This is a genomic window from Bradyrhizobium sp. Leo114, assembly GCF_055229415.2.
Genome location: NZ_JBUYEN020000003.1, coordinates 225,776 through 251,646 on the forward strand (window position 1 = coordinate 225,776; position 25,871 = coordinate 251,646).

General features: G+C 58.1%; 21 protein-coding genes and 4 pseudogenes. 9 read left to right on the plus strand and 16 right to left on the minus strand.

Annotation, left to right across the window (positions count from 1 at the left end; genetic code table 11):
- Positions 1–4: 4 nt before the first annotated feature.
- A complete protein-coding gene (locus ACZIRK_RS05330; protein WP_130229661.1) occupies positions 5–274 on the minus strand; it encodes a metal/formaldehyde-sensitive transcriptional repressor in 270 nt (89 codons plus the stop codon).
- Between the two features lie 1,614 nt (positions 275–1,888).
- Positions 1,889–2,035, minus strand: a pseudogene (locus ACZIRK_RS05335) (integrase); the annotation flags it as partial.
- Positions 2,036–2,098: 63 nt separating this feature from the next.
- On the opposite strand from ACZIRK_RS05335, the gene ACZIRK_RS05340 reads away from it, so the two are divergent.
- Positions 2,099–2,335 carry a hypothetical protein gene (locus tag ACZIRK_RS05340; RefSeq protein ID WP_130229660.1) on the plus strand — a complete coding sequence of 79 codons (237 nt, stop codon included), beginning with the start codon at positions 2,099–2,101 and terminating at the stop codon, positions 2,333–2,335.
- A gap of 148 nt (positions 2,336–2,483) precedes the next feature.
- On the opposite strand, the pseudogene ACZIRK_RS05345 reads toward ACZIRK_RS05340, so the two are convergent.
- Positions 2,484–3,485: pseudogene (locus ACZIRK_RS05345) on the minus strand (IS30 family transposase).
- Positions 3,486–4,383: 898 nt separating this feature from the next.
- On the opposite strand from ACZIRK_RS05345, the pseudogene ACZIRK_RS05350 reads away from it, so the two are divergent.
- Positions 4,384–5,824: pseudogene (locus tag ACZIRK_RS05350) on the plus strand (IS1182 family transposase).
- A gap of 130 nt (positions 5,825–5,954) precedes the next feature.
- Here ACZIRK_RS05350 and ACZIRK_RS05355 read toward each other — a convergent pair.
- The 4 genes from ACZIRK_RS05355 to ACZIRK_RS05370 all read right to left on the minus strand — a co-directional run bounded on the left by ACZIRK_RS05355 (position 5,955) and on the right by ACZIRK_RS05370 (position 13,559).
- Positions 5,955–7,178 (minus strand): hypothetical protein, encoded by a 1,224-nt coding sequence (locus ACZIRK_RS05355; protein WP_245475023.1) that lies wholly within the window; start codon positions 7,176–7,178, stop codon positions 5,955–5,957.
- A 712-nt stretch (positions 7,179–7,890) separates the two neighbouring features.
- Entirely contained in the window at positions 7,891–10,899 is a 3,009-nt protein-coding gene (locus ACZIRK_RS05360) for a hybrid sensor histidine kinase/response regulator (RefSeq protein WP_130229271.1), read from the minus strand.
- Between the two features lie 12 nt (positions 10,900–10,911).
- Positions 10,912–11,967, minus strand: a complete 1,056-nt coding sequence (locus tag ACZIRK_RS05365; protein WP_165435505.1) for a uroporphyrinogen decarboxylase/cobalamine-independent methonine synthase family protein — start codon at positions 11,965–11,967, stop codon at positions 10,912–10,914.
- Positions 11,968–12,548: 581 nt separating this feature from the next.
- Complete coding sequence (locus ACZIRK_RS05370) at positions 12,549–13,559, minus strand: alpha/beta fold hydrolase (RefSeq protein ID WP_165435504.1); 1,011 nt, start codon at positions 13,557–13,559, stop codon at positions 12,549–12,551.
- A gap of 491 nt (positions 13,560–14,050) precedes the next feature.
- Between ACZIRK_RS05370 and ACZIRK_RS05375 the strand changes: the two genes are divergently transcribed.
- From ACZIRK_RS05375 to ACZIRK_RS05385, 3 genes are all read left to right on the plus strand, one after another.
- A complete protein-coding gene (locus ACZIRK_RS05375; protein WP_130229269.1) occupies positions 14,051–14,422 on the plus strand; it encodes a response regulator in 372 nt (123 codons plus the stop codon).
- A 100-nt stretch (positions 14,423–14,522) separates the two neighbouring features.
- Positions 14,523–15,314 (plus strand): alpha/beta fold hydrolase, encoded by a 792-nt coding sequence (locus tag ACZIRK_RS05380; protein ID WP_130229268.1) that lies wholly within the window; start codon positions 14,523–14,525, stop codon positions 15,312–15,314.
- A 5-nt stretch (positions 15,315–15,319) separates the two neighbouring features.
- Positions 15,320–16,444 (plus strand): PAS domain-containing sensor histidine kinase, encoded by a 1,125-nt coding sequence (locus ACZIRK_RS05385; protein WP_130229273.1) that lies wholly within the window; start codon positions 15,320–15,322, stop codon positions 16,442–16,444.
- A 698-nt stretch (positions 16,445–17,142) separates the two neighbouring features.
- Here ACZIRK_RS05385 and ACZIRK_RS05390 read toward each other — a convergent pair.
- From ACZIRK_RS05390 to ACZIRK_RS05405, 4 genes are all read right to left on the minus strand, one after another.
- A complete protein-coding gene (locus tag ACZIRK_RS05390; RefSeq protein WP_130229267.1) occupies positions 17,143–17,370 on the minus strand; it encodes a hypothetical protein in 228 nt (75 codons plus the stop codon).
- A gap of 318 nt (positions 17,371–17,688) precedes the next feature.
- Positions 17,689–17,928 carry a hypothetical protein gene (locus ACZIRK_RS05395; protein WP_463327049.1) on the minus strand — a complete coding sequence of 80 codons (240 nt, stop codon included), beginning with the start codon at positions 17,926–17,928 and terminating at the stop codon, positions 17,689–17,691.
- A gap of 91 nt (positions 17,929–18,019) precedes the next feature.
- Positions 18,020–18,268, minus strand: coding sequence for a hypothetical protein (locus ACZIRK_RS05400; protein ID WP_130229264.1), 249 nt, complete (start codon positions 18,266–18,268; stop codon positions 18,020–18,022).
- A gap of 502 nt (positions 18,269–18,770) precedes the next feature.
- Positions 18,771–18,980: a cold-shock protein gene (locus ACZIRK_RS05405; RefSeq protein ID WP_092226167.1), complete on the minus strand. Its 210-nt coding sequence runs from the start codon at positions 18,978–18,980 to the stop codon at positions 18,771–18,773.
- Between the two features lie 683 nt (positions 18,981–19,663).
- Here ACZIRK_RS05405 and ACZIRK_RS05410 point away from each other — a divergent pair.
- Positions 19,664–19,837 carry a DUF3606 domain-containing protein gene (locus tag ACZIRK_RS05410; RefSeq protein WP_130229263.1) on the plus strand — a complete coding sequence of 58 codons (174 nt, stop codon included), beginning with the start codon at positions 19,664–19,666 and terminating at the stop codon, positions 19,835–19,837.
- A 153-nt stretch (positions 19,838–19,990) separates the two neighbouring features.
- Here the strand turns inward: ACZIRK_RS05410 and ACZIRK_RS05415 are convergent, their stop codons facing one another.
- Both ACZIRK_RS05415 and ACZIRK_RS05420 read right to left on the minus strand, forming a co-directional pair.
- Positions 19,991–20,692 carry a putative zinc-binding metallopeptidase gene (locus tag ACZIRK_RS05415; RefSeq protein ID WP_463327069.1) on the minus strand — a complete coding sequence of 234 codons (702 nt, stop codon included), beginning with the start codon at positions 20,690–20,692 and terminating at the stop codon, positions 19,991–19,993.
- A gap of 3 nt (positions 20,693–20,695) precedes the next feature.
- Positions 20,696–20,986: a zinc-ribbon domain-containing protein gene (locus ACZIRK_RS05420; protein ID WP_245475022.1), complete on the minus strand. Its 291-nt coding sequence runs from the start codon at positions 20,984–20,986 to the stop codon at positions 20,696–20,698.
- 388 nt (positions 20,987–21,374) lie between these two features.
- On the opposite strand from ACZIRK_RS05420, the pseudogene ACZIRK_RS05425 reads away from it, so the two are divergent.
- Positions 21,375–22,183: pseudogene (locus ACZIRK_RS05425) on the plus strand (transglutaminase-like domain-containing protein).
- 171 nt (positions 22,184–22,354) lie between these two features.
- On the opposite strand, the gene ACZIRK_RS05430 reads toward ACZIRK_RS05425, so the two are convergent.
- Positions 22,355–22,651, minus strand: coding sequence for a hypothetical protein (locus ACZIRK_RS05430; protein ID WP_130229262.1), 297 nt, complete (start codon positions 22,649–22,651; stop codon positions 22,355–22,357).
- On the minus strand, positions 22,644–22,910 hold the full coding sequence (locus ACZIRK_RS05435; RefSeq protein WP_130229261.1) for a hypothetical protein: 267 nt from the start codon (positions 22,908–22,910) through the stop codon (positions 22,644–22,646). Before ACZIRK_RS05435 ends, ACZIRK_RS05430 begins: the two co-directional genes overlap by 8 nt.
- 366 nt (positions 22,911–23,276) lie before the next feature.
- Between ACZIRK_RS05435 and ACZIRK_RS05440 the strand changes: the two genes are divergently transcribed.
- Positions 23,277–23,603 (plus strand): hypothetical protein, encoded by a 327-nt coding sequence (locus ACZIRK_RS05440; RefSeq protein WP_130229260.1) that lies wholly within the window; start codon positions 23,277–23,279, stop codon positions 23,601–23,603.
- A gap of 1,368 nt (positions 23,604–24,971) precedes the next feature.
- Positions 24,972–25,217 (plus strand): hypothetical protein, encoded by a 246-nt coding sequence (locus ACZIRK_RS05445; protein WP_130229258.1) that lies wholly within the window; start codon positions 24,972–24,974, stop codon positions 25,215–25,217.
- Positions 25,218–25,468: 251 nt separating this feature from the next.
- Here ACZIRK_RS05445 and ACZIRK_RS05450 read toward each other — a convergent pair whose 3' ends face one another.
- Positions 25,469–25,834, minus strand: a complete 366-nt coding sequence (locus ACZIRK_RS05450) for an inorganic diphosphatase (RefSeq protein ID WP_463327050.1) — start codon at positions 25,832–25,834, stop codon at positions 25,469–25,471.
- Positions 25,835–25,871 lie beyond the last annotated feature (37 nt).

Consider the following 25,871-nt stretch of genomic DNA (forward strand, 5'->3'; position numbering starts at 1 on the left):
TTTCTTATTTCAGGTAGGCGCGAACCACTTCAAGGAGCTCTTCGGAGCCGTGGCGCCGCTGGGCATCATTCTCGGCCGCAAGGATGTGTCCGCGGACATGGTCTTCCATCACCTCGGCCATCAGCCCGTTGATCGCGCCGCGCACAGACGCAATGAGCTGCAACACGTCGGCACACCCGATTTCCTGATCTAGCGCCCGTTCGATCGCTTCCACCTGCCCGCGGATGCGGCGGACACGACCCAGCAGCTTGGATTTTCCGCGAACGGTGTGCATCTTTAAGGCTCCGGAAGGTGGACATAGGGGGGTATACTATATTTGTGCCGAAGTCGCAAACCTCCGAAGCACCCTGAGTACTGGAGGCCTGGAACATTCCTGCCGCGACGACGCCGAAAGTCGGCTGGCTGTCGCGCGATGAGAACACAGGCGCCAAGCACGAGAGGCGGCGATAGTGCGAAGCTCGGATCTATGAACCGGCAAAGACCGATGTTCCGCCGAGCAGGGACGGGTTTTCGCGGATGGTTTGACTTGCGATGGCCGTCCACTCTCCTCGCCCACTAAACGAGGGCGACAAGGGCTGCGACAACGAACCCATTTGCTGTCCCGAGGGCAAGGACCGCCAGAATTCCTAGTTGACTACGCAACTGCCATCGCCGTTAGGCACGCAGACACTCGCAAGGCAACCCGGCACATTCGTAATGGGGTCGCGGTCGCGCCACCCTGGCTCAGGCCTGATGAGCCATGGACAGCAGAATTCCCAACTCTGACAAAGAATCGCATGCGACTTTGCGTGCAACTTTCGCCGACACGCTGAAGTGAACCAGATAATCGCTCGCATTCCTCCGCGGAACAAGAGCCCTGTATTATAATCGATAACAATCAGATGTCGTGCAGTCTGGGCAGAAGGCCAAGACAGGAGCAGCGACATGAAGACGACGCTCGTTCTTGCCGCATTATTGGCTCTGGCAGTTACCTCTTCGGCCGCCGCTATGGCCTCATTGAGTGTCCGAAGCAATTGGTCGACACTCTCAGCCGAAAGGCTCGAACAACTTCCTCCACAAGTCGGCTCCGCGATTCGCGCGGCGCAAAGGGGCTTGCGGAGAGGATGAGCCGCGCGTTTGGACAGGGTTTCTCACATACCTAACGGAGCGAAATGGGACGGAGTTCATCTCGCTTCACTTCAACCATTTCTATTGTAAGCGGTCAGCGGCAGTCTGCGGTTCAACGGGCTCTATGCACCGCGTGTTCGTGTCTCACGGGAGGCAAGCTCGCGAAGTCTGGCACGGCCTGGTGCAGGATATCGACATAGACGACCGCTCTGAACGAGCGACACTCAACATACGATGCGGAGATTCCTGCACGTCGCGGCTGCTGTGGAATGGCAGAGCGTTTTCACAACCCTGATCACAGGTTTCCTCAGTCGGCTTCGGCTCGCGAATGCCGCCCAAAAGTTCCTGAAGGCCTACACCGAACGCAAGGATGCGCACTACGTCCTGCGCGTCGCGCCCGTTCTGCCGCGCGCTACCGTGGGGCGAATGCGATCGCAGTAGATCGTAGACAGGCGTAGGATATCGTGCCGCCGCGACCGGGAGAGCGCCACCAACCTAGATTGGCCGGGTCGCCACCCCCGTCAATCGGGAGCGGTCTCCATTCCGTTCTTCACGTCCGAGATTGGCCCGAGCCCCTGAAAATCGCGCAGCTCTTTCACGTAGGTGGTTTGAAATCAAATGACAGGCTTGGTGCAGTAACTAGGCGGCCAGGCGGCGCTCCACTTCGGCCTCGTCTGGGTCAGTGCCTGAAGCTCTCTTCAGAAAGCGGGCCAGAGCAGCTTTTCGTGAATCTCGGTTCCAATGCGCAGGCAGTTTGCTTGAACTCAATGCCCCTTCACACTATCGCCTTGTGATCGAGCTGTCGATCTTCTACGGGATCCTCACCTCTAGCGACCCGACCGAGTTGCACCTTTGCCTCTCGGCGTGGACTCTCTGGCACCCAAGCTCCGTGAAGTCCAATTGTGTAGCGTCGTGAGCGACCTCTCGCTGGCGCAGGCTAAGGCTATCTCACGCAGCGCGAAGAAGGCCGTCAAATGGAAGGGCTGATCGAATGTGGACGCTGTGGGGACTGGCGGTCCACACCATCGCGGGTTTCTTTGACGCTCACGCCGCCGCGAGTACAGCGCATGAGCATCGGTTCGGCTTCATCGGCCAGACCATTACCGGTCTCGTCGAGGGCGTCCTGAGTGGGGCGCTGGGATCGCAGAGATCTAGTTGTTTGCCGATCCTCGCGATCACCTCCTTTGGAGGAAGCGCCGAAAAGACATCTGCCGAGTTCAACAGTTAGCGCTTAGTGGAATATCGGACGAAGTGCGAGCGATTCGGAATCCGTGCTACAACGTGATCGTGGGGTCTCGTAACGGCCGATTGGATGACACTGCGGGCCCATCACGATCTGTAACGAGGAACTATCCCCAAACGCATACCCGATGGATTCACCGTTGAAGTGCAACTGTTGATTTGAGTTGGGAGAATGCCTCCGCGGGTGTCTTGAAGTCCAGGCATTTGCGTGGGGTGTTATTGAGGCGCTGGGCATATCGTCTGAGATCGGCCGCTGTGAGGAGATTGAGGTCCGTCTTACGAGGCAGCCAGCGTCGCAAGCGGCCGATCGAGTTTTCCACGCCGCCTTTTTGCCAGGGGCTGTGAGGATCACAGAAGAAGGTCTGGACGCCGAGGAGATTATGAAGCCGATGGTGCTCGGCGAACTCGTTCCCATTGTCGAAGCTGATGGTTTGGCGCATCGCCGGTGGCAGTTTGCAAAGCTGGCGGGCGATGGCTCGAGCCGTGGGAATAGCTTTTCAATCCACGTGGCGGTGAACCAGGCTGAAGCGGCTTTGTCGTTCGTGGAGAACCATTAGCCCCTGGCCGGATCGGGAGAACATCATGAAGTCGGCCTCCCAATGGCCCGCCGTCTGGCGGCTGTCGACCTCAATGGGCCGTTCGGTAATCGAGCGCCGCTGTTCGATGAGGCTTGCGGAGCTGCCTCCCCGTCGCCGGCGACCTCGCATTTTTTTGTGACGTGGCAGCAGACGGTACCAGTAATCCTTCTGGGCCGTCCGATGATAGATGAAACGATAGATTGACTCATGGCTGATGATGACGCGACCATGCTTCAGCGCCAGTCGGCCCGCGATCTGCTCCGGCGAATGTTCCATCGCAAGGCTTTTGCCCACGCGTCTTCGCAGGTCTGGCTGGCGCGCCAGCTTGAAGCGACAATCCCACCGTCTCCGTCGCTCGGCTAATTGCTGGGCCCGGACCGGCTCGTACCCGCCGGCCCAAGCCTTCGTTGGCCTGGAATTGCGCTCAAGTTCCCGACTAATGGTGGAAGGCGACCTGCCCAGGGCCGCCGCAATTCGATTTTGAGATATACCGCCTGCATGCAGGCGGTATATCTCAACGCGCTCTTCAAGGCTGAGCTGGCCATAACATCGTCCCATCGCAACAACACCTTAACAGGTGTTGCACTTGCATCGTGAACCGAAGCCCCTTCCAAAATTGTGAGATTGCTAAGAGCCTGCTTCTAAACGAGATTCTTTCTTCAAGCGTGTTGATGCACAAAATGCCGACTCGCGATCCCACTCGGATATCCTCATGTCCGCTGTTGAGGGCTTTGCGGACGACATTTGCTCAACGTGAGTTCTTCGCCTTTTGTGAAGGGTTTCGGATGCCGGCCGCTTGATAGACGGCGCCGCGTATTCGGCGGCCGGCGTCCGAAAGCCTCCAAAGGAGGAAACCGCGCTGGGGGGACGTAGGACGATGCCGCGTGATCGAGCTAAGTCGTGTCAAACAACCTTCAGACGATCGATAGGGTCGTCTATGGGGATTTAATGTTTGGCGGCACTCGTACTTTCAAGGACTTGGCCGTAGTAAAAATACCACACCACACAATCTAAACGTGAGTTCTTCGATATTCGAATCTCATGAGCCAAACTGATCTCTATCGATCTGGAAAGCCTCCGGAGCTACTGAGCCGAAACTGTTTTGAGTTGCTCGTCAAGAGCATCACGGCATTTGTAACTCTGCTTGCGTCGAGATTCCTGGACTGGGTCCAACGAGCGCGATGGTGCACACAATCACGGTCGAGAATGCCGGGTTCGAGTTGGCTCTTGTGCAATGGGGGTGCTACGCCACGAACTTCCAGATCAGCAGATCCTCGATCATCCGATCATTGCCAACGGGCTAATTGCACCGCTCGTCACGATGACCTGTCGCCTATTGCTTCGCCGTGTCGCCCGCCGCGGCGTTCTACCGCGCGAGCGGTTTAGTCCATTGACCCTGGCTGTGTGAAAACGCTGACCGCTGGTATGATTCTCTCGTGATTCTGCGGGGGAATTGATGAGGCGCTTCGTTGAGGAGGCGGATCGAGGGCAATGGACGCTGTTGCCCGAATGCCTCGATGATTTCATTGATGAGAGCAACCCTGTTCGCGGGATCGACGTGTTTGTCGATGCGCTCGATTTGGCTGAGATGAGCTTCGAAGGGGTTGAGCCGGCGGCGACTGGTCGGCCGTCATACCACCCCGCGGTTCTCCTCAAGCTTTACATTTACGGCTATCTGAACCGGGTTCAGTCGAGCCGGCGGCTCGAACGAGAAGCCGGACGCAATGTCGAGGTCATGTGGCTGCTGGGTCGGCTCGCTCCTGATCACAAGACGATCGCGGACTTCCGCAAGGACAATGGCCTGGCGCTACGCAAGGTATGTGCGCGTTTCGTCGAACTCTGTCGTGAGATGGGGCCTTCTGGCGACGGCGAGCGTCGCCATCGATGGCAGCAAGTTCAAGGCCGTGAACAACCGGGACAAGAACTTCACACGGGCGAAGGTGGAACGGCGGCGCGCCCAGCTGGAGGAGAGCGTCGCGCGCTATCTGAGCCAACTTGATACCGCCGATCGACAGGAACCGACGGAGGCGCTGGCGGCGAAGGTAACAAGGCTTACCGAGAAGCTGACGAAGCTGAAGGAGGAGATGGGCAAGCTTGCCGTTTACGAGAAGCAGATGCTCGCTTCGCCCGACCAGCAGATCTCTCTGACCGATCCCGACAGCCGTTCGATGGCGACGAGCGGCCGTGGTTCCGGCGTCGTCGGCTACAATGTGCAGGTCGCCGTGGATACCAAGCACCATCTGATTGTGACGCATGAGGTCACGAACAGCGGCTCAGATCGGGCTCAACTGGCCAATATGGCCAAGCAGGCGAAGGCTGTTCTAAAGACCGAGACGCTCGAGGCCGTTGCCGATCGCGGCTACTTCAGCAGCCTGGAGATCCTCGCGTGCCACGAGGCCGGCATCACGGTAACTCTGCCCAAGCCGCAGACGTCGGGCGCCAAGTCAGATGGCCGCTTCGGCAAACAGGACTTTGTCTATTTGCCAGAGGAGGACGCCTATCGCTGTCCAGCTGGGGAGCAACTGCCATATCGCTTTACGAGCGAGGAAGACGGCAAGCGGCTACGGCGCTACTGGACCACAGCCTGTCAAGATTGTTCGCTTAAATCGCAGTGCACGACAGGGCCAGAGCGGCGGATTCCCCGATGGGAGCATGAGCATCTGCTCGAAGCTGTGCAGCAGCGCCTTGATGCAAATCCACAAGCCATGCGCCAGCGTCGAGAGACAGTCGAGCATCCGTTCGGCACGATGAAGGCCCGCATGGGGGCGACGCACTTCGTGACTAAAACGCTTCCAAAAGTAGCCGCTGAAATGGCACTCTCGGTCCTGGCCTATAATCTGACACGGGTCATGAACATCGTTGGGACCAAGCCGCTGATCGCTGCAATCGCAGCCTGAGACCCACTCGGGTTTTTGCTCCCAATACCGACGTCCCTCTCAAGCCGTTTTTACACGACCAAGACCCTTTGCGGACATATCGAAATCAAGACAGACCGAAACGGCCGAGACGAGAAGCACTGCGGCTCAGCTAGGGAAGTCCTTTTGTCATCGTGAAGGGATTGAACCCACGTTCCGCGAGGGCAGCCCACGAAGCTGCGCCAAGATGTGACAATCGGAAATAGTTTCGCGGCTTGGTCGGGTCGGTGTCCAACACGAACCCCGTCGGTAACGCGCGGACAATCGTGGCATAGAACCCACCATCGGGCGACCTCTGGGATTCGATGACAGCGATCAACGATTCTGCCCTCTCAGTCTTGCCGAGCAATTTCATCAAGAGAGCCATTTGGCCCGTACCTTCGGTCCACACACCGTCCCGGTCTTCACCGTAAGAAAAGCCTCCGCCGACACTCATTCGCTGTTCGGCGGTCGTCATTGCCGATGCAAATTTCCCGGCCGCTCCGTGAAGCGCTGTTAAAGGCCAGATCTGGGCATCCAGAGCCAAAATCGGATTATGCGTGACACCGTCTTCGGCGGTCCCTGCGGCGAAACAGGCGCGCCCCGGATCCCACATCGTATTTACAAAGTACTCGGCAACCGTTGCCTTATCGCGCCAGCGCGAATCGCCTGTACGGATCGCAAGAAGGCCAAACGCGGCGGCGAGGTCAGTATTATGTTCAGTCGATTTCCACGTCCGCACTTCCGGCGTTGGCTCGTGCCCAAACGTACCGCCCGTGAAACCGCCAGTGCCTCGCGCGTCGGCCCATTGCGCGACCCAGGTGCCAAGCCGTGCCGCACCATCACGGAACGGAGAGCCGGTGTTCACATCATCAATCGACAGCAACGCCAACATTGCCCATGCCATGTTACCGACATCGCTGCCCACCTGATATCGATCTTCTAACCACTTGTTCTGCGTATCGTCCCACCAACCCGGAAGTTTGGCGGAGCCACTGGCCACCACACCCGCGGCGTATGCGTTCCGGAGCCGCCCATCATGCCAGGTGCGGTCGTTATCGATGGCCCAAAGAATCGCCGAGCCAATTCGAGACGCTTTGTCTCGCTCGCCGCAACCGACCAATGCGATGGCGGCTACCGCGTTGTCATAGAGGTAGGCGGCGCCATGGAGAGGCCCCGATTCGACGGTCGGATAGCTGGGCAGGAACAACGGGCCTGATGGCGATGCCTTATCGATCAGACCAGCGAGGTATCCGCACGCCGAAGCTTCCGGTGTTGCTTGAGCTCGGAGTGGAGTGGCGACCACAATGATTGTGAAGGTCGTTACGATCCATACGAAGGTTTCTATTCGGGCCACTTGGCTGTTCTCCAGGGTGGACGATGATTCTATATACCCATCGGCGATGTCTGGAAGTGGCCCATCTCGGACTTCACTGTACGAGCTCCAAATGTCTGCTGTTGGGGGTGAAGCCGACTTGCGTTTGTGACGGCTAGTGATCAACAATCATTTTGCGAGGTCATCCGTGATGCAGCGTAATGATCACAAACCATCACGGCTTACAGTCCCCTGTCCACGTCCCCTGCTATTGAAGTGCATGCAGAAAACAACGTGTATTCAATGTGATGGTCGAAGTCGTAGCTTCATGCACAACAATCCCACTCGCAGCCCAACTGCACGCTAAATCACGGTTCATCATTCTTGTGCAGTGATCGAACATGATTCCTAAATGAGTCCGCCGGATTCTCCGAAGGCACCCTTCGAGAAGGATCGCGAGCCAATTCGCGCCCGAACTCGCGATTGATTGGAAGATTATTCCGCGACCGACGGCCGTAGAGTGACCGTTGCCCTCCGAAGGCAAGGTCACACGTTCAATCGTGTCGCACGCCATTACCATTGTTCCGCCTTCACCTCTTCGAGCCGGAGAAGTTTGCTCGAGCCTTGGCAAGGTTCGGGCTGACCATCGGCTACGGTGCCTCGATAGCATCGAGCTTCTCTCGGCGACTTGGCCATACCGTTGATGGCGAAGCTCCGGGCCAAGCCTGTCCGCACTGACAAGTGCCGTTTAATGTTATTCTGAAATGGCGTGGATACCCAGCTTGCGAAGTCCCGCTCGTAAATCAGCGTCTGAGTATGGCTTCGTTACGAAGGCGATGGCTTTCTCGTTTTTGAACTGTTCGCGCACACCCGCGGCCCCTTGGCCGGTAGCGAGCAGAACAGGCAAAGACCCATGAAGCGATCTTATCTCGCGCAGCAGCTCATCTCCCTTTTTATCGGGCAGGCCAAGGTCCAGGATAACGGCGTCGACGCCGCCTGGTACCAGCCGTAATTTGTTCATGGCCTCGGTGGCGGAGCCCGCCGTGTCGACCTGAAAGCCCGCGTCCTCCAGATATTCGCGCGCGAGCATTTGGATCAGCGGTTCGTCCTCCACCAGCAGAATGCGCCCGGGAGAACGTGCGGAGTCGATGATATCGCGTAGCTTCGTGGATAAGGTAGACTGCGAGAATGGCTTGGTAATTAATTCGACGCCTGCATCTAACCGGCCATCGTGAACAATCGCGTTCCGCGCATATCCAGTCGTGAACAACACTTTGAGGTCAGGCCTTCGCTTGCGCGCTTCATCGGCAAGTTGCCGGCCATTCATGCCGCCCGGCAGGCCCACATCCGTGAACAGAACGCATATCCCGGGATGCCTCTCGAGCGCCCGCAGGCCCGCCTGTCCATTCTCAGCTTCGATCACTTGATATTCCAGATCGCGCAGCGTCTCGCAGCTATACGTGCGCACATCTGCATCGTCCTCGACCACCAGAATCATTTCATGTCCCGGGCTGCCCGCAACAGAATCTTCGTCCTGCGCTTCTTCAGCCTCCCCCGTTCCATGCACGCGCGGCAGATAGAGCTTGATCGTTGTGCCCTCGCCAACCTCGCTATAGATTCTCACATGCCCCCGCGACTGCTTAGCAAAGCCATACACTTGCGAGAGTCCGAGCCCGGTCCCATGGCCGATGTCCTTGGTCGTAAAGAAGGGATCAAACGCGCGCGCAACCACGTCGGGCGGCATTCCGTGCCCGCTGTCAGTCACGGCCAGCATGACATATTGCCCGGGGAGCACTTCGACCTGTGACGACGTATATTTTTCGTCGAGATGGACGTTGGCGGTTTCGAGCGTCAGTTTGCCGCCCTCTGGCATGGCGTCACGCGCATTGACCGCGAGATTGACGATTGCGACTTCCAGTTGGTTGGGATCGACAAAGGCCTTCCATGTCCCGCCGCCCAGCACGGTCTCTACGGTGACCTGCTCGCCGAGCGTCCGGCGGAGCATGTCGGACATGCCGGAGACTAGACGGCCTAAATCGACCGGCTTCGGATCTAGGGGCTGCTGGCGTGAAAATGCCAGCAGGCGCTGGGTCAACGATTCAGCGCGTCTCGCCCCGCGCATCGCATGGTCGACAGATCGCCGCAGCCGGACAGGTTCGAGCGTCGAGGCGCTCAGATTCTTTTGCAGGGTTTCGAGGTTGCCAATAATGATCGTAAGCAGGTTGTTGAAGTCATGTGCCACCCCACCCGTCAGCTGGCCAATCCCCTCCATCTTCTGAGCCTGCCGCGATCTCTCCTCTGCCGCGCGCTTTTCCGTGAGATCGCGTGTGATCTTGGCAAAACCGACTAGCTCCCCGTTCGCGTCCCTGATCGCGTTTATGACGACGCCGGCCCAGAACTTGCTACCGTCCTTGCGTACCCGCCAGCCCTCGGCCTCGAATTTGCCGGTCTCAGCGGCAATGCCCAAGGCCCGCGTGGGGAAACCGCTGTTCCGGTCCACCTCGTCGTAGAAAGTTGAAAAATGCCGCCCCAGGATCTCCTCCCGAGTATAACCCTTGATCCGTTGAGCGCCCGGGTTCCAATTAATGACATGTCCGCCGGGATCGAGCATGTAGATGGCGTAGTCGGAGACGCCCTCGACGAGCAGCCGGAAGCGGCGCTCCGTATCCTCAAGCTTGGTGGAAGCCGCAGCGAGCTGCCGCGCCCGTTCCTCCACGCGCTCATGGAGCGCTTCATTCAGACGCTGAAGCTCTGTCTCAGCATTGCGGCGCGCCTCGATCTCACGTTGGCTGGTCTGATAAAGCCCCGCGTTGTCGATGGCAACGGCGGCCTGCGCGGCAAGCGCTTCGATCAACCTTTCCGCCCGCTCGGTAAAGACGTCCGGCTGGGCGTGTCCGAAGAATAAGCCTCCGAGAACCTCACCAGACCGCGAGACCACCGATACGGCAAGATAGCTTCTCACCGGCAGATGTCCCTTTGGCATGCCATGATACGGAGCGCTTTTCCCGTATCTCTGATCCCTCAGAATGTCGTCAGAACGCACGGTGCCGCGGCCACGAAACGTTGGTTCGAAAATAGCCGTGTTCCGGGGCATGGGAAACTTGGCGAAGGATTCGCGCGAGGCGCCGGAGAGCGTGTACAGCGTATACGACTCTCCGCTCTCGTTCAGCACATTGTAAAAAAACGCGCCGAATTCTGCATGGCTTAACTCAACACCCGCATCAGTCACCATCTGGACCAGGCGCTCCGTGTCGTGCTCGGCAGCAACCGCAACGCCCGTCGTATTGAGAACCTCCAGCGTACGCGCCTCCTCACGGACCTGGTTCACGCGCGCTTCAAGCGTCTCATTGAGCGCCAGTAGCCGTGCCTCGAGAGACTTCCGCTCCGTGATCTCATAAAACGCGCCGACGATGAGCGGGTCGCTCGCACTAGATGCGTCGCCCTTCCCGGCAATCCAATGCAGACTCCCATCCGCGTGCCTCAAGCGAAACTCGACATAGAACCGGCCGGTTTTGGCGGCACCCGCAAAGGCCTCCTGGACCTTCGGAATATCATCGATGAAGATCGACCGCTCCCAGGCGGAAAATGAGCCGTCTGCTGACCGGGGATCGATGCCGAAGAGAGCGGCTGTCTGCGCGGAGCAGTCAAATGCTGCGCTCCCAGGATCGTAACTGAAAACGCCAATGCCGCTCGCGGTTTCCGCGATCCGCAGACGCTCTGATGAGTCGAAATCGCGTGGCTGCATCTGGCCTTGCTCGTCCATCTGCGCCTCGATCTACCGTTTGCTCAGAATGGCCTTGGCCTCGACCATGGCTTTCATCTTGCCGAAGGCGATGTGTCTAGGCAGATGATTGAAGCCGCACGAGCTAGTAATAAGGGTCTGCTCGGGCGGGAGCCAGGAATAAGTGGCAATCCGTTCTGCCACCTGCTCGCCTGTTTCAATATTCGGCGACTGAACGTCAACGGCACCGACGGCGAGCTGCTGGTTGCCAAGCACGCTTTGAAAGTGATGCGTCATGTCGTGCTCGATGAGAAAGGCATCGCAATCGATCCGGCAGGCGAGATCAGCCTTGTACCGACCCGTGTCGAAATAGCGATGCCCGATCTGGCCGTCGTAGTCGGGACCGACCGCATAGTTTCCCTGGCAAATATGAACCGAGACGTGAACATCGGGCGGCAGATCTTCGATGACCGCGTTGATCACTTCAACCGCTGCCGCGACCTCTTCATCGCTCGAAGCGGTAAAGTACGGTTCGTCAATCTGGATGTGCTTGCAACCCGCTTCGGCAAGTCGCTTAAAATTCTGATGCAGAAGCTTGCCGAAATCGACCATCATCCTCGGCATGTCTCGGTAATATTCATCATAGGCGACAGCCGCGAGCAAGTGAGGGCCGGTCATCGTGACCTTGACGGGCTTGCGCGCATAGGAAGAGACCAACTCAAATTCATCGACTAGGCCGAGATCCACATTGTCCAGAATCGGCCCCCGGCAAATCGCGGCGGGATGAAAGACATTCGGATCATGAGAGGTGATCGGCTTGGGTTTCGTTTCGCCCTGAAACGAGGGAATCTTTTGCCAGAAGAAATTGAGCATCGCATTTGGGGGAGAGTGGCGATTATGGGTCCGGCGGTGCATCTCGCCGCCCGTCACGAGATCGATGCCCGCGATTTCCTGCTCAAGTATCGCCGCCTGGGTGGCCCTGAGCTGAGCATCTAAAAAATCGCCCGGCGCCAGTTGTCCCATGGACACCAGACGGTCCATCGCCTCGTACCAGCGAGGTACGCTATGCGCCCCCACTACCGTCGTCGTGTATTTATCGTATTGCGGCATTGAATCCATATCGGAAAAAGCGGTGACGCGCCAAAACTAAACGATCTTCCACCTCTGTCCAGTGGACCGCTCGAGGCTGGAAACAAGGGCGGAGTCAACATCAAGAAAGGCCTTTTGTTCCTAAGCTTGGTCGGGCGTTTCGGTACGGCGCATCCACGCGGGGATGGGCGCCTTGTTCGCCAGGCCGCAGCTCATATCGACGATTGGCTGGGTACGCCCGGATCGCAGCCGCCGACGGCAGTAAAAGATCTTGCCGGGGGGACGCGGAAAATAGGCGGACACTATCATACATTATTACAGGCTCTCACTGGAGAGCCTCCGCAAAGATGCGGCTGAAGCTGCGCTGATACGCGACCTCGCAACTGTACGACCGGGCGTACCGGCATTTCAATCAACTTGCCGACGACCCCCACTTGCAATGTAGACCCCGCCCGAGATCAGAAGCATTGCGATCCAGTCACCCTGTTGCCGGCCATTCGCCGAGAATCGCTACAGTCAAGATCGCAGTTATCGCGGGGGCGAGGGCCGCGAACGCTGAGCCGTTCGATGCACCAAGAAGGCTGATCGGGCGGCGGAGCCGTTCAGTGCAGCGACCGGACCGCGGCCTCATCAATGGCCGCCATCACGTCTGAAGTTGCCGATTGCTGGATCATGTGTCCCGCCCCGACAATCCGATGTAGGGAGCTCTGCTTGATCTCATTGTGCAGCCTAGCGGATTGCGCGTCGATATCGATTAGCCGATCACCCTCCCCTGCGATGATCACCGCCGGCATATCCAGTCCGCCGTAGCCTTTCGATGCCATAAGGGCAGCCGGCACCATCATCGAAGCCTCCGCGGCGGCGGCGCGCATTTGCGAGGGCCGAACGGCCATTTCCGTGGGAAAGGCTTCGAATTTCCTATCGACTTGGCTCGGTCCGAACATCTTGCGCAACGTGGCCGGCCACATCAGGCGCGCCGCGATTGGCGATACTGTGTAGCTGAGGATATCGCCGAGCCCCGGTAAAGCCGATGGCAAGGAGGTCGCTGCGTCTGCGCGGGCGGACGGGTAGTAGTATCCGGATGCGAGAACTAGTGCTTCCACGAACAAGGGATGTCTCGTGGCCAGCGCCACCGCGACCGCCGCTCCCCACGAATGGCCGAGAACGATGGCCCGCTCGACACCAAGGCGCTCCAGCGCCTTCCTGAACAAATCCGCCTGCGCCCCCGGGGTCCAGAGGACGTCCCGCGGACGGGAGCTATGTCCGAACCCTGGGCGATCGAACACAATCGTCCTGTAGGTTCGGGCCGCGAGATCGATCAAGCCGCTCGATTCGAAGTCTTGAATCATGCTGCCGTTGCCATGAAAAAGGACGAGCGATCGACCGCTACCGCGTTCCACATAGTGCAGTCGAACCCCGTCGACCTCGATGAACTGTCCCCTCGGCGGGTTATCGCGCTGCGCCTTTTTGGCAAGCTGCCGATTTATGAGGGCCGTTGCTGCCAGAAGCAGAGCTGCTGCAGCGGCAACCGTGAAGACGGGGTGCCGGCGCAACGAAGCCTTGCGCTCGAACTGGGACGGTCGTGACGGAATGCGGTTTCGGGTCGGGGCCATGCGCAACACCTCAGAATGGTCTGCACGATGCCCCAGAACAGTGAGAAATGTTGCAGGCGTCTAGAACGACGGCCGCCTAGCTTCGTTCCAGGTTGAGGACCATTCTTCATGGGTTTCCCCGAGCTCACTTATTGAGTTCCAGAGTCACAATAACGGTTTTGCCAAAGCATATGGCGCCAGCCAACAAGCATCTTGGCCGACGTCGTGAGCCCTGGCGGATGTCATCCGCAACAACCAATCCGCTATCATCGAGGAATGGGTCGCCTTTTGCGCGGACGGTTCACCCGTTGTGGGGATCTCGAAGCTCGTGCTCAAAGTGCACATTGTCGAGATTCTCAAATCCGTCGCCACGGCCTGAAGTGCCCGCCAACGTTCTCAATTCAACTTCCTGGCTCCTAACTGGTCCCGGATTTTCGGGCAAAACGCAAGGCCTTGATCTTTAGGAACAATAACTTGATGGCGCGCTTGCCAGCGTGGAGGATTGCACTCGGATGGCGCGCTCGAGCCCCGTCATATTGATCGTCGAGGACGAATTCCTACTGCGGATGGATTCCGCCGAGGTGCTCGAAGACGCCGGTTTTGAAGTCATTCCAGCGGTCAATGCCGACGAAGCCATCGCCATTCTATCAGCACGCTCCGACATCCATGTTGTCTTCACGGATATTCAGATGCCGGGTTCGATGGACGGGTTGAAGCTTGCCCGGTTCGTCCGCGACCGTTGGCCGCCGATCAAGATCGTGGCGACCTCCGGTCACGTACACATCGGCGACGACGATTTGCCAGCCGGCAGCGTGTTTCTGCCTAAGCCGTACCGTAGCGCCCAAGTCGTCGAGGTTCTGCGGGAACTGACCGGAACTACCTGATCGATCGCTCCGTCGGGTATCCGGCGCTCAATCGGGAAGAGCGTAGTTTCGCCTGCACCCGCGAGGCAAGCCAGCTAAACGGCGCAAGGGAACACAATTCATGTCGAAAGTGCTCGAACGAAACAACGTGCATATCCAAGGTGCCGGCGCAAAAGCGATGATGTTTGCCCATGGCTTCGGCTGCGACCAGAACATGTGGCGCTTCGTGGCTCCGCCGTTCGAAGCGGACTTCCGGACAGTCTTGTTCGACCACGTCGGTGCCGGGGGCTCGGATCTAGGCGCGTATGACAAGGTCAAATATTCGAGCCTTGAAGGCTATGCGGCCGACGTTGTGGAGATTGGTCGCGAGTTGAACTTTTCCGACGCCGTCTTCGTCGGCCATTCCGTGAGCAGCATGATCGGCGTGATGGCTGCCGAAAAGGCGCCCGGAATGTTCGGCAAGCTTGTGCTGATCGGCCCCTCGCCCCGCTATATTGATGACGCAGGATACACCGGTGGTTTCAGCGCAAAGCAGATCGAAGAGCTGCTGGAATTTCTGGAATCCAACCATATGGGCTGGTCCGCGCAGATGGCGCCGATGATCATGGGCAATCCGGATTGCCCCGAGTTGGGTCAGGAGCTGACCAACAGCTTCTGCCGAACCGATCCTAAAATCGCCAAGGCATTCGCTCGCGTGACCTTCACTTCGGACAACCGCGAAGACCTTGCGCGTGTTGCCGTGCCAACCCTCGTTCTTCAGTGCAGCGAGGACATTATCGCCAGCCAGGATGTTGGCGACTTCGTCAACCGCACCATCCCGAACAGCCGGATGATCGTTCTCAAGGCGACCGGGCACTGTCCAAACCTCAGCGCACCGGAAGAAGTGGTGTCCGCCATGCGAACCTTTGTGTGACCGGCATGATCTCGCTCGACTTCACCGACATGGTCGAGAACGCCCCTTGCGGTTACGTTTCGCTGTCGCCTGGCGGCCGGATGGAGTATGTGAATCGAACTCTGTCCGGCTGGAGCGGTTATGCCGCAGACCAGATGATCGGCAAGCCCTTCAACGGCTTTCTGACGATGGCTGGGCGCATCTACTATGAAACTCACATCGCGCCGCTCCTACGAATGCAGGGTTCGTTCGAGGAATTCGCCATCGACGTCGTCAAGGCGGACGGGCAGCCGCTCCAGATGATCGCTAACGCAACTGAGCGTCGGGACGCCGACGGCAAGCCTCTTTCGATCCGCCTAGCGCTCATTAGAGCAACTGATCGTCGCCGCTATGAACAGGAGCTTCTTCGAGCCCGCGAGGCAGCAAGAACGGGCGAAAGATCTGCCGAGGTCAATTTGCAGCGAGAGCACGATACGTCAGAGCTCCGAGAGCAGTTCATCGCGGTTCTCGGCCATGACCTGCGTAATCCGCTCGCTTCGATCAGTGCGGGGGTACGTATCCTCGACAGGACAGTCCAGACCGAGAAAGAGCGGCAGGTTATCGCCATGATGCAGACCACTGTCATGCGAATGGCAGGACTGATCGATGACGTGCTTGATTTGGCTCGTGGGCGGCTTGGCGGGGGTATTGGGCTGAACCTCGATTTCGGAAAGCCGCTGGAGCCGGTGCTCATGGGCGTCGTGGACGAACTAAGACTGGCCTCGCCAGGTCGGATCATACAGGCGGAATTCAATATCGAGCGGCCCGTGAACTGTGATGGCCAACGGCTTGGACAGATGCTGTCCAACCTCGTCGGGAACGCCATCACGCACGGATCTTCGAGCAAGCCCGTGATTGTTCACGCAGAAACAAGGGAGCGCGTATTCGAGCTCTGGGTCTCCAACGCCGGCCAGCCGATCCCACAAGCCGCGATGGACAAGCTGTTCGAGCCCTTTTTCCGCGGGAATGCTCATGCCAGCCGCCAGGGGCTCGGACTGGGGCTCTACATCGCTTCGCAGATTGCAAAAGCTCACGGCGGCGAATTGACCGTCAGCTCGACGAGTGAAGAAACCAAGTTCACGTTCACTATGCCGCTTTCGGCGGAGGCGTGAACTACTTCTCTCAGAGGAAGATATCCGTGTCAGAGGGATAGAGATTCCTGTTTCTGTTCAAGTCTGCAAATAAATCCCTGCCGCTCGCTGGCAATGTGGCTCCGGAGTCATTGCGGGCGGTGAGCCCTTAAGGGTGACAGTTCGTGGTTAACTACCCGCATTGTGGAGGACGAGGTTTCTTTTCCGGGAGCTTTCCTGCATAGTCCGGCATGGCAAAAATCAAAGTGAGCTTCAAACCGGTTCGCAAGTCTGAGGGCGATTGGACTATCGTCGCCGAGTATCCAGGCGCAGAGCATCGAGAAATCACGGGCTTTACGAACAAAGCCCAGATTGACGATTGGATGAATGGAGAGCGTCGGATCGCTTGGCTCCGATCACAGGGATACGCGATTTCACTTGATAACTTTCTTCCTCCTGCTATCGCGCTCGCCTGCCGCTTTGGGCTCACGCCGAAAGTCGGGCGACCACCTCTTCTATCCAGCTCCCCTCGACCAAAGCCGCCATTCTCGCAGATGGCGGAGGTTCTCTCGCGGCAAGTAGGCTGCTGAACGGTTGTGGCCTGTGAAGTACTTTCGCGGCCCGAGACCTCAAGTGTTGCTCTACCAAGAAGAGCTTTCTCAACTCGCTTTCAAGCTGGCAGCCGTTGAAGGTGGACCTTTGCGTTACAAGGCGATGCGGCGATGATAAACGGGTGCATCCTAGGCAAAGGGCGGTACCTCGACCAGCGTTCCGATCAAGCGCAACAATGCTTGCTGTTCGGGCCCCTTCCCGTCACGCAAGAACTCGCCCAACTCTACATGAGATAGCCGGCCGCCAGAGGGCGAATTGGGCTGGTGGATGATGAAAGCGTGACCGTTTGTCGGCTCGCGTGCGATGAACCATGCGTCGCCATTTGGGCTGCGATAGAGCTCCCGGCGGTCTGACATTTTTCCTCCTTGTTGCCTTCGGGCAGTGTAGGAGCCCGAACGGACGCCTGCGATCACTGAAAATACGAAAGCTGATCTTCCGTAACAACGCGCTCGATGTTCTTGGATTTGCACCTGATACGATACCTAACTCGTCCATCAGACTCGATGGGCATGTGCTGTACGATCGTGTACGTCATCTGCGGTTCAGTTGCGGCGCGTCCTTGCGGGCCTTGAGCTTGGTGGCGAACGTCCTCATTCAGCTTATAGGCATATGGCATTATTTTTCCTCATCGCTCACGACTGTATCTGACGCCCCTAGCGTCCAGGGCGGATTCCCTAGTCCTCAAGAATGGATTTTGTAGCCTCGAATATCTGTTCCGCTGTGCCCTTGATCGTGCCCTTCGCCCAGGCTTGAAACACGTTGACGTAGGCGTTCTTGTAAGCCGCTTCGTCTGCAGAAAAGTAGACTTCGTCTGTAGCCGTATCCAAGACGAGCGCTCCTGTATCGATGCAAATTTCCTCGATTAGTACCAGACGTTCTTCTTGCTCGGCCAAATGACGTTTTACGATGCTCATTGAATCTCCTGCTTGGTACCAGCGATGCCACGTTCCTGATGCACCCGCGCCTCGTGAACATGCCGATGTGGTCGGCAGAGCGTTGACCATCTTACCGGGACAGCCTGCAAACATCGCCCGGCTTGAGATTTAACTCCTCAAAAAGCCTTTGCTGCTCTTCCGTCATGGGTTGAACCACGAGTTCCGCGGTCCAGCCTTCGGGAACGGCTGCGAGTACCAGCGTCAGCGCCTGACTTGGCTTGGCAAACGCAACCCAAGTCTGCTTTGTGGCCCCGTCTGCCGACAAATCGTCCGCGGTTACGTCAACGATAGTAAACGAGTTGCCGAATGACTCTGCCATCAACGGCAATTCCTGCCATAGGCTGCGGTTCGATCCGCGAGGTGAAGTCATCCTTCAGATGAGGAATGTCGAACGGGGCCGGCAATCAACCTGTAGATGGGTACCCAGGCGGTGTTCCACGATTCCATGGTAGCGCCGCAAACCGAGCACTCGAAGCTGGCGATCTGCCGACTAGGGGCCATCGCCTCGATTCGGCTATAGACCGCGCTGCACCGACAACATCGGTGATCAGAATCGTGCATACCGATTTATGCACCTGAAAGACGAAACAAGCCACTCCGAAATGAATTTGCGCGATGAGCTTCGAGGCAGACCTCGGTTCAGCTTAATCGTAACTCAGCGACACAAGGGCCGATTGTCGAAGCGAAGCCACAGACGAGCCCGTTGATTTTTTTGCCCCATTCAATCAAAAACCCCGCTCCCGATGGCTCGGGCGCGGGGCAGGACCACAAGCTCTGCCAGTACATCCGTGGCTGGAGCGACAGGTCGGTCGTGCTGTTATTTAAGCAGCACGAAGATTTTCGGCAGCGGACTTACCGGTACGACGGTCTGCCACGACGTCATAAGACAGCGTCTGACCCTCGCTCAGAGTCCCCATACCGGCGCGTTCGACAGCGCTGATGTGAACGAAGACGTCGTTGCTACCATTCGTTGGCTGGATAAAGCCAAAGCCCTTTTGGGTGTTAAACCACTTCACTGTACCCGTGTTCATCAGGTTTTCCTTTCGCATGCGCGCAGGACCCGGCGCGCGGAGCTGCGGCCAGTATCCAATTAGTCGATGTTGGAGAATGTCTGAAACGTGCGCGCCGCAGGATCTGAGGCGAAAGCGGAACAGTTGTTCGGCCAGTATCGATGGCGAGACCATACACCAGCAGTTGAGAAAGTCAAGAATTACGAGAACCGGCCCGTCGCCTAACGCGCGTCGAACGCGCAAACGGAAGCCCTTCGGCCCCTATTCTATGCGCCGGCCGAGGCGGGCGCGCTTTGGCCTTGTTGGCGGCCTTGAGCTTGTCTCCTTTGGGGCCGCAAACGTCGCGTCCTCGCGTGTTAGTTTGACTCCAAGATACCCTGCTCTTTCGCCGCGGCGACAAGGACGCTGGTAAGCTCGGCCTCGTCTTGAGAAGCTCCGGGAGTCCGGAACCGCTCTGCTGGGCAAACACGGTTTTCAACCCAAGTGTCGATGAACTCGCGCGCCTTGCTCACCCTGCACTCTCCATCGCTGTCGGGCGCAAGTTGGGTTCACGTTGATATATTTCTGGAGCCAGGAACGCCGGTCTATGGGGAATGTTGCCTTAATGGCGGCGGAGGCTTCGCGAGGAGCACACAGCCACCGCGGCAGGAGCGGCGTAACGCCCGCCCTGATCGCGATTTTCCCCCCAATTGTGAGAGAATACTATGAACAGGTGCAAGCCGACCTATTTCCGCAATTCGTTGGATTTGAGAGACAAAGTGCAGGTCAAGATTCTGCGGAAGCGGCTCAAGCTATCGGATGAGCAGTTTACCAGCATTGTTCGCAAGTCTGGCACGGCAATCGCGGCCATCACCAAGGAAGCCTCAACTTTGAAGTAGGGAATAGCCCGCCCCCGAGCATAAAAAAATGAGCGTTTGCTTCGTAGTGGTTGTCGGCGCATTTCTGAAGCCGGGTCCTTGAGCCGACGAGCGCGCAAGACTGCTCCTCCCGAGCGCGAGCAGATCCGATAGATATCGCGGACAATCGACAACCTACCCGGCCGCCCGTGATTCTTGCCGATTTCTAAAAGCCGAAATCGCCATATGGACCAGGTGCAGTTTGCCTTTGACTGCGGGCGAAATCTCGAACGGGTACGCGTCGGCAAGACCCAGTGAGCGGTTGAGACGGTTGATCGTCAGTGCGAGCGGACTCCACAACTCCAAAAGTGCACCAAAATCGCTTTCGAGATAGGGATCGTTTAGCGTGTGCTGAGCACGCGCGTCCAAAGACAGCGGAAGTCCTGTCAGGGAATCGAGGGTCGAAACGATGTGTAAGAAGTGGGCGAAGGTTTCTGCCCAGTCTTCCCAGGGATGAGATGTCGCATACATGCTGATGTGACTTGTCGGATCGTCAGACCGATCATGACGGGCGTAATAGGCGGCAAGCGCAGCCTGGTAATTCTCGGTCTCATCGCCGAACACCAGCCGAAAGGGCGATCGGAAGCCTCCTTCGTGTATCAGGGCATTCCAGTAGAAGTGCCCTATTTCGTGTCGAAAATGACCAAGAAGGGTGCGATAGGGTTCGCGAAAGGAAACGCGCCTGATCTCGCGTTGCACATCGTCGGCCTCCGCAAGGTTGACCGTTATCAGGCCGGATTCGTGCCCCGTCAGGACTGGCCCATGCTCATCGGACAGAATCTCGAATGCCAGCTGAAATCCACCCGCGGACGCGATGGGCAGGCGGAGCCGTCGCAGGTCTTAGATCAGTCTGCGCTTTGCTTCCTCCACGCGCGTCCACAGCGACACATTTTGCCTATTCTGCGTGCTGGGAATGACCTGGGTCAGGGAGCAAGACAGGCAGTAGGGAGCCGATGCAACAGCGCGCCAATTGCAACCGATGATATTCCGGTTCGCGCATTCGAGGGCACTTTCCACGCCAACCATTGCCATGTTCTCAGGATCGAACATCAACGGCTGCGTGCAGCCATTGCATTCGGAAACCTCGAAAGCCGATAGCTGCCCACAATGAGGACACTTGAAATCTCTCATGATCGCGCACGGTCATTGAGGGCGCCGATCAATGCGCGCTGCTTCTTTAATGCGCGCTTCCTCAGAATGTCAGCGTCGGCTTCACTCACGGTGCGACGCGCGCCCTGATGAGACGCCCTGTCGGACATGGGCTGGGCCAGCCAGTCTTGCACCGGCTGAACCGACATGGGTTTGACTCTGGATCGCATTTTCATCCTTTAGAAAGCCCTCAGTTAGAAATGGGTTCCGGTCAGGTATTGGACGGTTGATCCGTCGCAAACGGGCATGCTGCTGGCGATCGTAGCTGCGATGTCATACCATTCGCGCCTGAGTGCTCGCGGCATTCGTCGGTCACGATGCGCAGACAGGTCATGCGACGTTCTCAATCGTCTCATTGGAGCCAGATCCCATGAAAATCCGCGTTGGCTTCGAGATGATCTACGACTTTCCGCAACCGACACCTCTGATTGCAGTTGTCGGCACCCACTTCACGCGGGCATCCGACATCGTCGTGCCCGATCATCTTGTCAGCGAGCCGTCAGTACCGATCACGCCCTATCGCGACGGTTTCGGAAATTGGTGTAGCCGTCTTGTTGCGCCCGCCGGCCGCATGCGCCTCACGGCGGACGGCATCGTACGAGACAGCGGTCTGGCCGACCTCATCGTACCATCAGCGCAGCAACATGCGGTGGAAGATCTTCCTCCGGACACCATCGTCTATTTGCTCGGCAGCCGGTATGTCGAGACCGACCGACTTACCGACGTGGCGTGGAAGTTGTTCGAGAAGACCGCTCTGGTTGGGCACGGGTCAAGGGCATCTGCGACTTCGTCCATAACCACATCGCTTTCGGCTACGAACACGCCCGCCCCACCAAGACTGCCTGGGAAGTGTTTAACGAAGGCAAAGGCGTATGCCGGGATTATGCACATCTGGCTATTGCGTTCTGCCGCTGCATGAACATCCCCGCGCGCTATTGTACGGGCTATCTCAGTGACATTGGCATGGCACCTCCATATGCCGCTGGGGATTTTGCCGGCTGGTTCGAAGCCTATATCGGCGGGCGCTGGTACACATTCGATCCCCGTAACAACGTTCCCCGGATCGGCCGCGTGCTAATCGCACAGGGCCGCGATGCCGCCGACGTTCCAATCACCCAGACATTCGGACCCAACACGTTACTCAGCTTCAAGGTTTGGACCGACGAACTCGTCTGTTGATCACCGCAGCGGCGAGTTGGGCAATGCAGCTGCCGCCTCGCCGCGGAACAGAATTCCTCACGGTCCAACGCGCAACAAGGAGAGGTCTGTTACTTGGATTCATTAGCTTCAAAGATCAGTGTGGACCCTGCTTCCCGGTCACGCCGAGAATGCAAGCGGCCGACGCTCTCATCAGCTCTCCCCCGACAGCCCGGCGAAATCGTCTAATAGCGCTGCCACCAGCGCGCGATGACGCGTATCCTCGGCAGGCCGACTTGCAGCATAGAGGTTGAGCAGATGACGTGCCTTCACAGCTGCCTCCGGCCAGGACGCGGCAGGAACGGTCATCATGCGGTTTTCGAGATCAGCCTCGCGAACACGCACCTCGCGGAGATTGGCCTCGACGTTAGCCAAGGCGCGGCGCAGGTCGATGGCCTTCTGCGCGGCCATGCCGCGGTGCTTGTCGAGATCGACCGGCAGGTCAGTCATGGACGATACTCGCGTCCGCAGCTTGTGCGTTCGCAAGATCGATCGAGCCGATCGACAACATCTCCGTCGTTCCGCAGCCGGTTTCGGCGGAAACGGTGATCATCGTCGCAATACGACGATAGGCTGAGAAGGTCAGCCCCTCGATCGTCTCTTCATCTGTGACGACCTGATAGGCGCCGGCCGGCAAGACGCGCTCGATGCCGCGGATGCGGAACGGATGTCTGAATGTGACGGTTTCTCGCCGCGAGCGGATGGTCATGCACGCTGCCTTTCGCAAGTGAAGCCCCAACCGATGCTGGCGGTCGCGACCATGCGCCGCTCGCACGGCAATAGCCAGCACTATTGTGACCTGCCCAAGACGAATGTCACAGCGGAGTCGGCACCCGTATGGCACTCAACGCTCGCTATTGATTCGGAGTGGGCGTAGGCTCGCTTGCATCACCGCATCTCTCAACGGCTTCGACCGGTGACTGAGGGTCACGTGTGCTCCCGCCGAAGATCTGGCAGGAGCGTTTGATGTCGCGTGCTCGCATCTCGGACTGGATCGAGCCGCCGGTGGTTGTTCCGCAGTTTCTACTCCTTCTTGTGTGTGCGGTCGCCATCTTCAATGGCTAGGGCAATACACGTGTTGTATCTGGTCAGTGGGACCAACGAATACGGCGGTTTCAATATCGACCGCGGCACTGCGAAGGTCGCGTTGCGCCTTGCGCGAAAATTGCTGCGCGAAGGCTACATGGACGTCAGAGTCTGCACCCTCCGCGGACGAGTGTTGCAGCCAAACGAACTCGACGAACTCGAACAATCAAAGGAGAACGCCATGGCGAAGGGCCAGCAACGGGGCAATCGCGAAGCCAAGAAGCCGAAGAAAGAAAAGGCGAAAGTGATCGCTGCGGCGCCGAGCCGGAAGGATCCCGCTGGGCAGCCGGATTTCGGGCCCGCAAAGAAGAAATAGCGGGGGACCTGACACCCAGCAGTGGAGTCGGAAGGGCTGTAATGGTCCTGACACACTTCGGAACATGGGGGGCCGGCAAACCCTCTCGAGGATTAAATAGAGAAGGACCTTCGCATGACAATGGCCCGAACAGGTACATGGACGGCTGCGCTTTTGCTTGCATCAATATTCGGCGCAGCATCAGCGGCTTTTGCGGCGGAGCCGAACTGCCGTTCAGTCGAAAGCACCGGAGCGCGCCTCTCCTGTTACGATGCAGCCTTTCCTCCAAAATCGAGGAAGCCATCCGCGAACAGTACCGACTCATCGTCGGTCGATAAGGATCCTTTCCTTGCGGAAGAAGCTCGCACCGCAGAGAAGCTAAAAAATATTTGCCGTGGTTGCTGAGTTTTACGGCTGCCGGTGCATTCCATAGCTCCAACTCAGGGAGTCAGTAGGATGACGCAAGAGGATGCTAAAGGCCGTCGCGTCGGCCGCCAGCGAAAGCGTGCTCTTCACTTGGCTGGCACTGCCATAGATGAAAGGGCTGACGCTTCCGCGAGCTCCAAGGTGCAATCGACGAGAAAGCAGCGTCTGCTCGAAGGCCCCGCGGAATTTCGAGCGGACCGCGTTGATCGTTCTGATAAGAGGTCCAGGCCCGACGAATAATTCAGGCAACTGCGAAACCCTGGACCAGTTTGCAGATCGTGCGAGGAAATAGACAAAGCGCTGGCTATGTCGCAGATAAAGGCGCACGTTCTCACCGCCACCGAACGGCCCGTAGCGTCTATCGGTGGTGTGGACGCAAGTAGCGCTCCCGCTCAACCTTACGGCGGAGCACCAAAGATGTCGGCCCGACGGATCCTGAAAAAATCATCGACATTCGAGTATCGTCTCGCGCAAGAGGCCGTTAATTTGCGCCAACAGGCCAGCGGGATGCCACCTGGCATCCGCCGCATGGAGCTCCTACGAAAGGCTAGGCAGTTCGATGCTTCCGCAGAGGTCAACAAGTGGCTGACCTCACCGGGTCTGCAGCCACCAATCTAAGCTTTTCGGCAAAGCGATGAACCCTAACGCGACGCCCGGACACTAATTCTCGTCGGGATTTACCCTCACCCTCCCGAGGCTGGGAAGCCGCCGCCTGCGCTTTATTTAAGCGGGCGGCGTATTTGCTGGTGCCTTGTCTCATCCTTCCAGTGTTCCAATTCAGACCGAGGGGCGGGGCCATCCGTGAAGCCCCTGTAGGAACGACTCTCTGCCACCGTAATTTGAAAGTTGGTCTGTGGCGATACCGGCCTAAGGTCCCGCCATCCACCCGGGACGGCCCATTGTCTGACGCGCGTTGGGCGATGGGCCGGTTCTCGCCAAGCGGCTGGTAGGGATCAGTGGGTCATGGCAGAGTCATTCGGCAATTCCCTTACGTTGGTTGAAGTGACTTCGGACGACGGAGCCGTGCCAACGAAGCAGACGTGGCCCGCCTTAGCCAAGCCAAGTCAGGCGCTGACGCTAGTTCTCGCGGCCGTTCCCGAAGGCTGGACGGCGGAAGTCGTACCAGTCGTTCTCTCCGAAAAGCAGCAAAGGGTGATCGAGCAACTCAAACTCGAACCTGGCGAGGTTTACAAGCTCGCTCCAAAGTAAAGCGCCCACTACGAGTTACCGTCCCGTTTTGTTCGCGGTCGTTTCACCCAATTCGTTGCAATGTCGTTGCGGCCTTCAGGGACGCGAACTAGAGGTGCCGAAGACCTGAGATCGGCCGGGGCTTGGTCGGAGGACGAAGCGGCGCATTTCCAAATGCCGACTTCCAAATGACAATCTCAGCTGAGCAAGGGTCCTGGATTGGCAGCAATGGGTTTATTTCATTCAGACGGGCCGCTCAGCCTGGCCCGAACCTATTTGCCGTCCTTTGCGAAAGATTTCGCGGCGTCCCTGATGGCCTGTACTGCGACCTTCGGGCCTTTCCAACCGATGATCTTCAGCTTCTTGTCCTCTAGCTCGTCAGTCGCGATGAAGAACTTCTCAAGTTCCTCCCGGATTGGCTTTGTCAGATCGTCAACGTCGCGCAATGCCTGCTCCGAGTGCGAGTTGCGGGGCACCGCAAGCAGGCGGTCGTTGCGCTCGGATTTCTTTTTACTCTTCTGTTCGATCTGAAGGACGCCAATAACGCGGCAGGTGACGACAAGTCCCGGAGAGGTTGCCGCGTCATGGATCACCATGATGTCGAGCGGGTCGCCGTCGTCTGCTTTGGTCGAGGGCACAAAGCCCCAGTCATGAGGATAGGTAAGCCCGTCAGCA

What these genes read in the sequence shown, in the direction of transcription:
- ACZIRK_RS05330 (WP_130229661.1), bottom strand. Translation starts at nt 274, where the DNA reads ATGCACACCGTTCGCGGAAAATCCAAGCTGCTGGGTCGTGTCCGCCGC.
- ACZIRK_RS05340 (WP_130229660.1), top strand. Translation starts at nt 2,099, where the DNA reads ATGTGGACGCTGTGGGGACTGGCGGTCCACACCATCGCGGGTTTCTTT.
- ACZIRK_RS05360 (WP_130229271.1), bottom strand. Translation starts at nt 10,899, where the DNA reads ATGGACGAGCAAGGCCAGATGCAGCCACGCGATTTCGACTCATCAGAG.
- ACZIRK_RS05365 (WP_165435505.1), bottom strand. Translation starts at nt 11,967, where the DNA reads ATGCCGCAATACGATAAATACACGACGACGGTAGTGGGGGCGCATAGC.
- ACZIRK_RS05370 (WP_165435504.1), bottom strand. Translation starts at nt 13,559, where the DNA reads ATGGCCCCGACCCGAAACCGCATTCCGTCACGACCGTCCCAGTTCGAG.
- ACZIRK_RS05375 (WP_130229269.1), top strand. Translation starts at nt 14,051, where the DNA reads ATGGCGCGCTCGAGCCCCGTCATATTGATCGTCGAGGACGAATTCCTA.
- ACZIRK_RS05380 (WP_130229268.1), top strand. Translation starts at nt 14,523, where the DNA reads ATGTCGAAAGTGCTCGAACGAAACAACGTGCATATCCAAGGTGCCGGC.
- ACZIRK_RS05385 (WP_130229273.1), top strand. Translation starts at nt 15,320, where the DNA reads ATGATCTCGCTCGACTTCACCGACATGGTCGAGAACGCCCCTTGCGGT.
- ACZIRK_RS05390 (WP_130229267.1), bottom strand. Translation starts at nt 17,370, where the DNA reads ATGTCAGACCGCCGGGAGCTCTATCGCAGCCCAAATGGCGACGCATGG.
- ACZIRK_RS05395 (WP_463327049.1), bottom strand. Translation starts at nt 17,928, where the DNA reads ATGAGCATCGTAAAACGTCATTTGGCCGAGCAAGAAGAACGTCTGGTA.
- ACZIRK_RS05400 (WP_130229264.1), bottom strand. Translation starts at nt 18,268, where the DNA reads ATGGCAGAGTCATTCGGCAACTCGTTTACTATCGTTGACGTAACCGCG.
- ACZIRK_RS05405 (WP_092226167.1), bottom strand. Translation starts at nt 18,980, where the DNA reads ATGAACACGGGTACAGTGAAGTGGTTTAACACCCAAAAGGGCTTTGGC.
- ACZIRK_RS05410 (WP_130229263.1), top strand. Translation starts at nt 19,664, where the DNA reads ATGAACAGGTGCAAGCCGACCTATTTCCGCAATTCGTTGGATTTGAGA.
- ACZIRK_RS05420 (WP_245475022.1), bottom strand. Translation starts at nt 20,986, where the DNA reads ATGAGAGATTTCAAGTGTCCTCATTGTGGGCAGCTATCGGCTTTCGAG.
- ACZIRK_RS05430 (WP_130229262.1), bottom strand. Translation starts at nt 22,651, where the DNA reads ATGACTGACCTGCCGGTCGATCTCGACAAGCACCGCGGCATGGCCGCG.
- ACZIRK_RS05435 (WP_130229261.1), bottom strand. Translation starts at nt 22,910, where the DNA reads ATGACCATCCGCTCGCGGCGAGAAACCGTCACATTCAGACATCCGTTC.
- ACZIRK_RS05445 (WP_130229258.1), top strand. Translation starts at nt 24,972, where the DNA reads ATGGCAGAGTCATTCGGCAATTCCCTTACGTTGGTTGAAGTGACTTCG.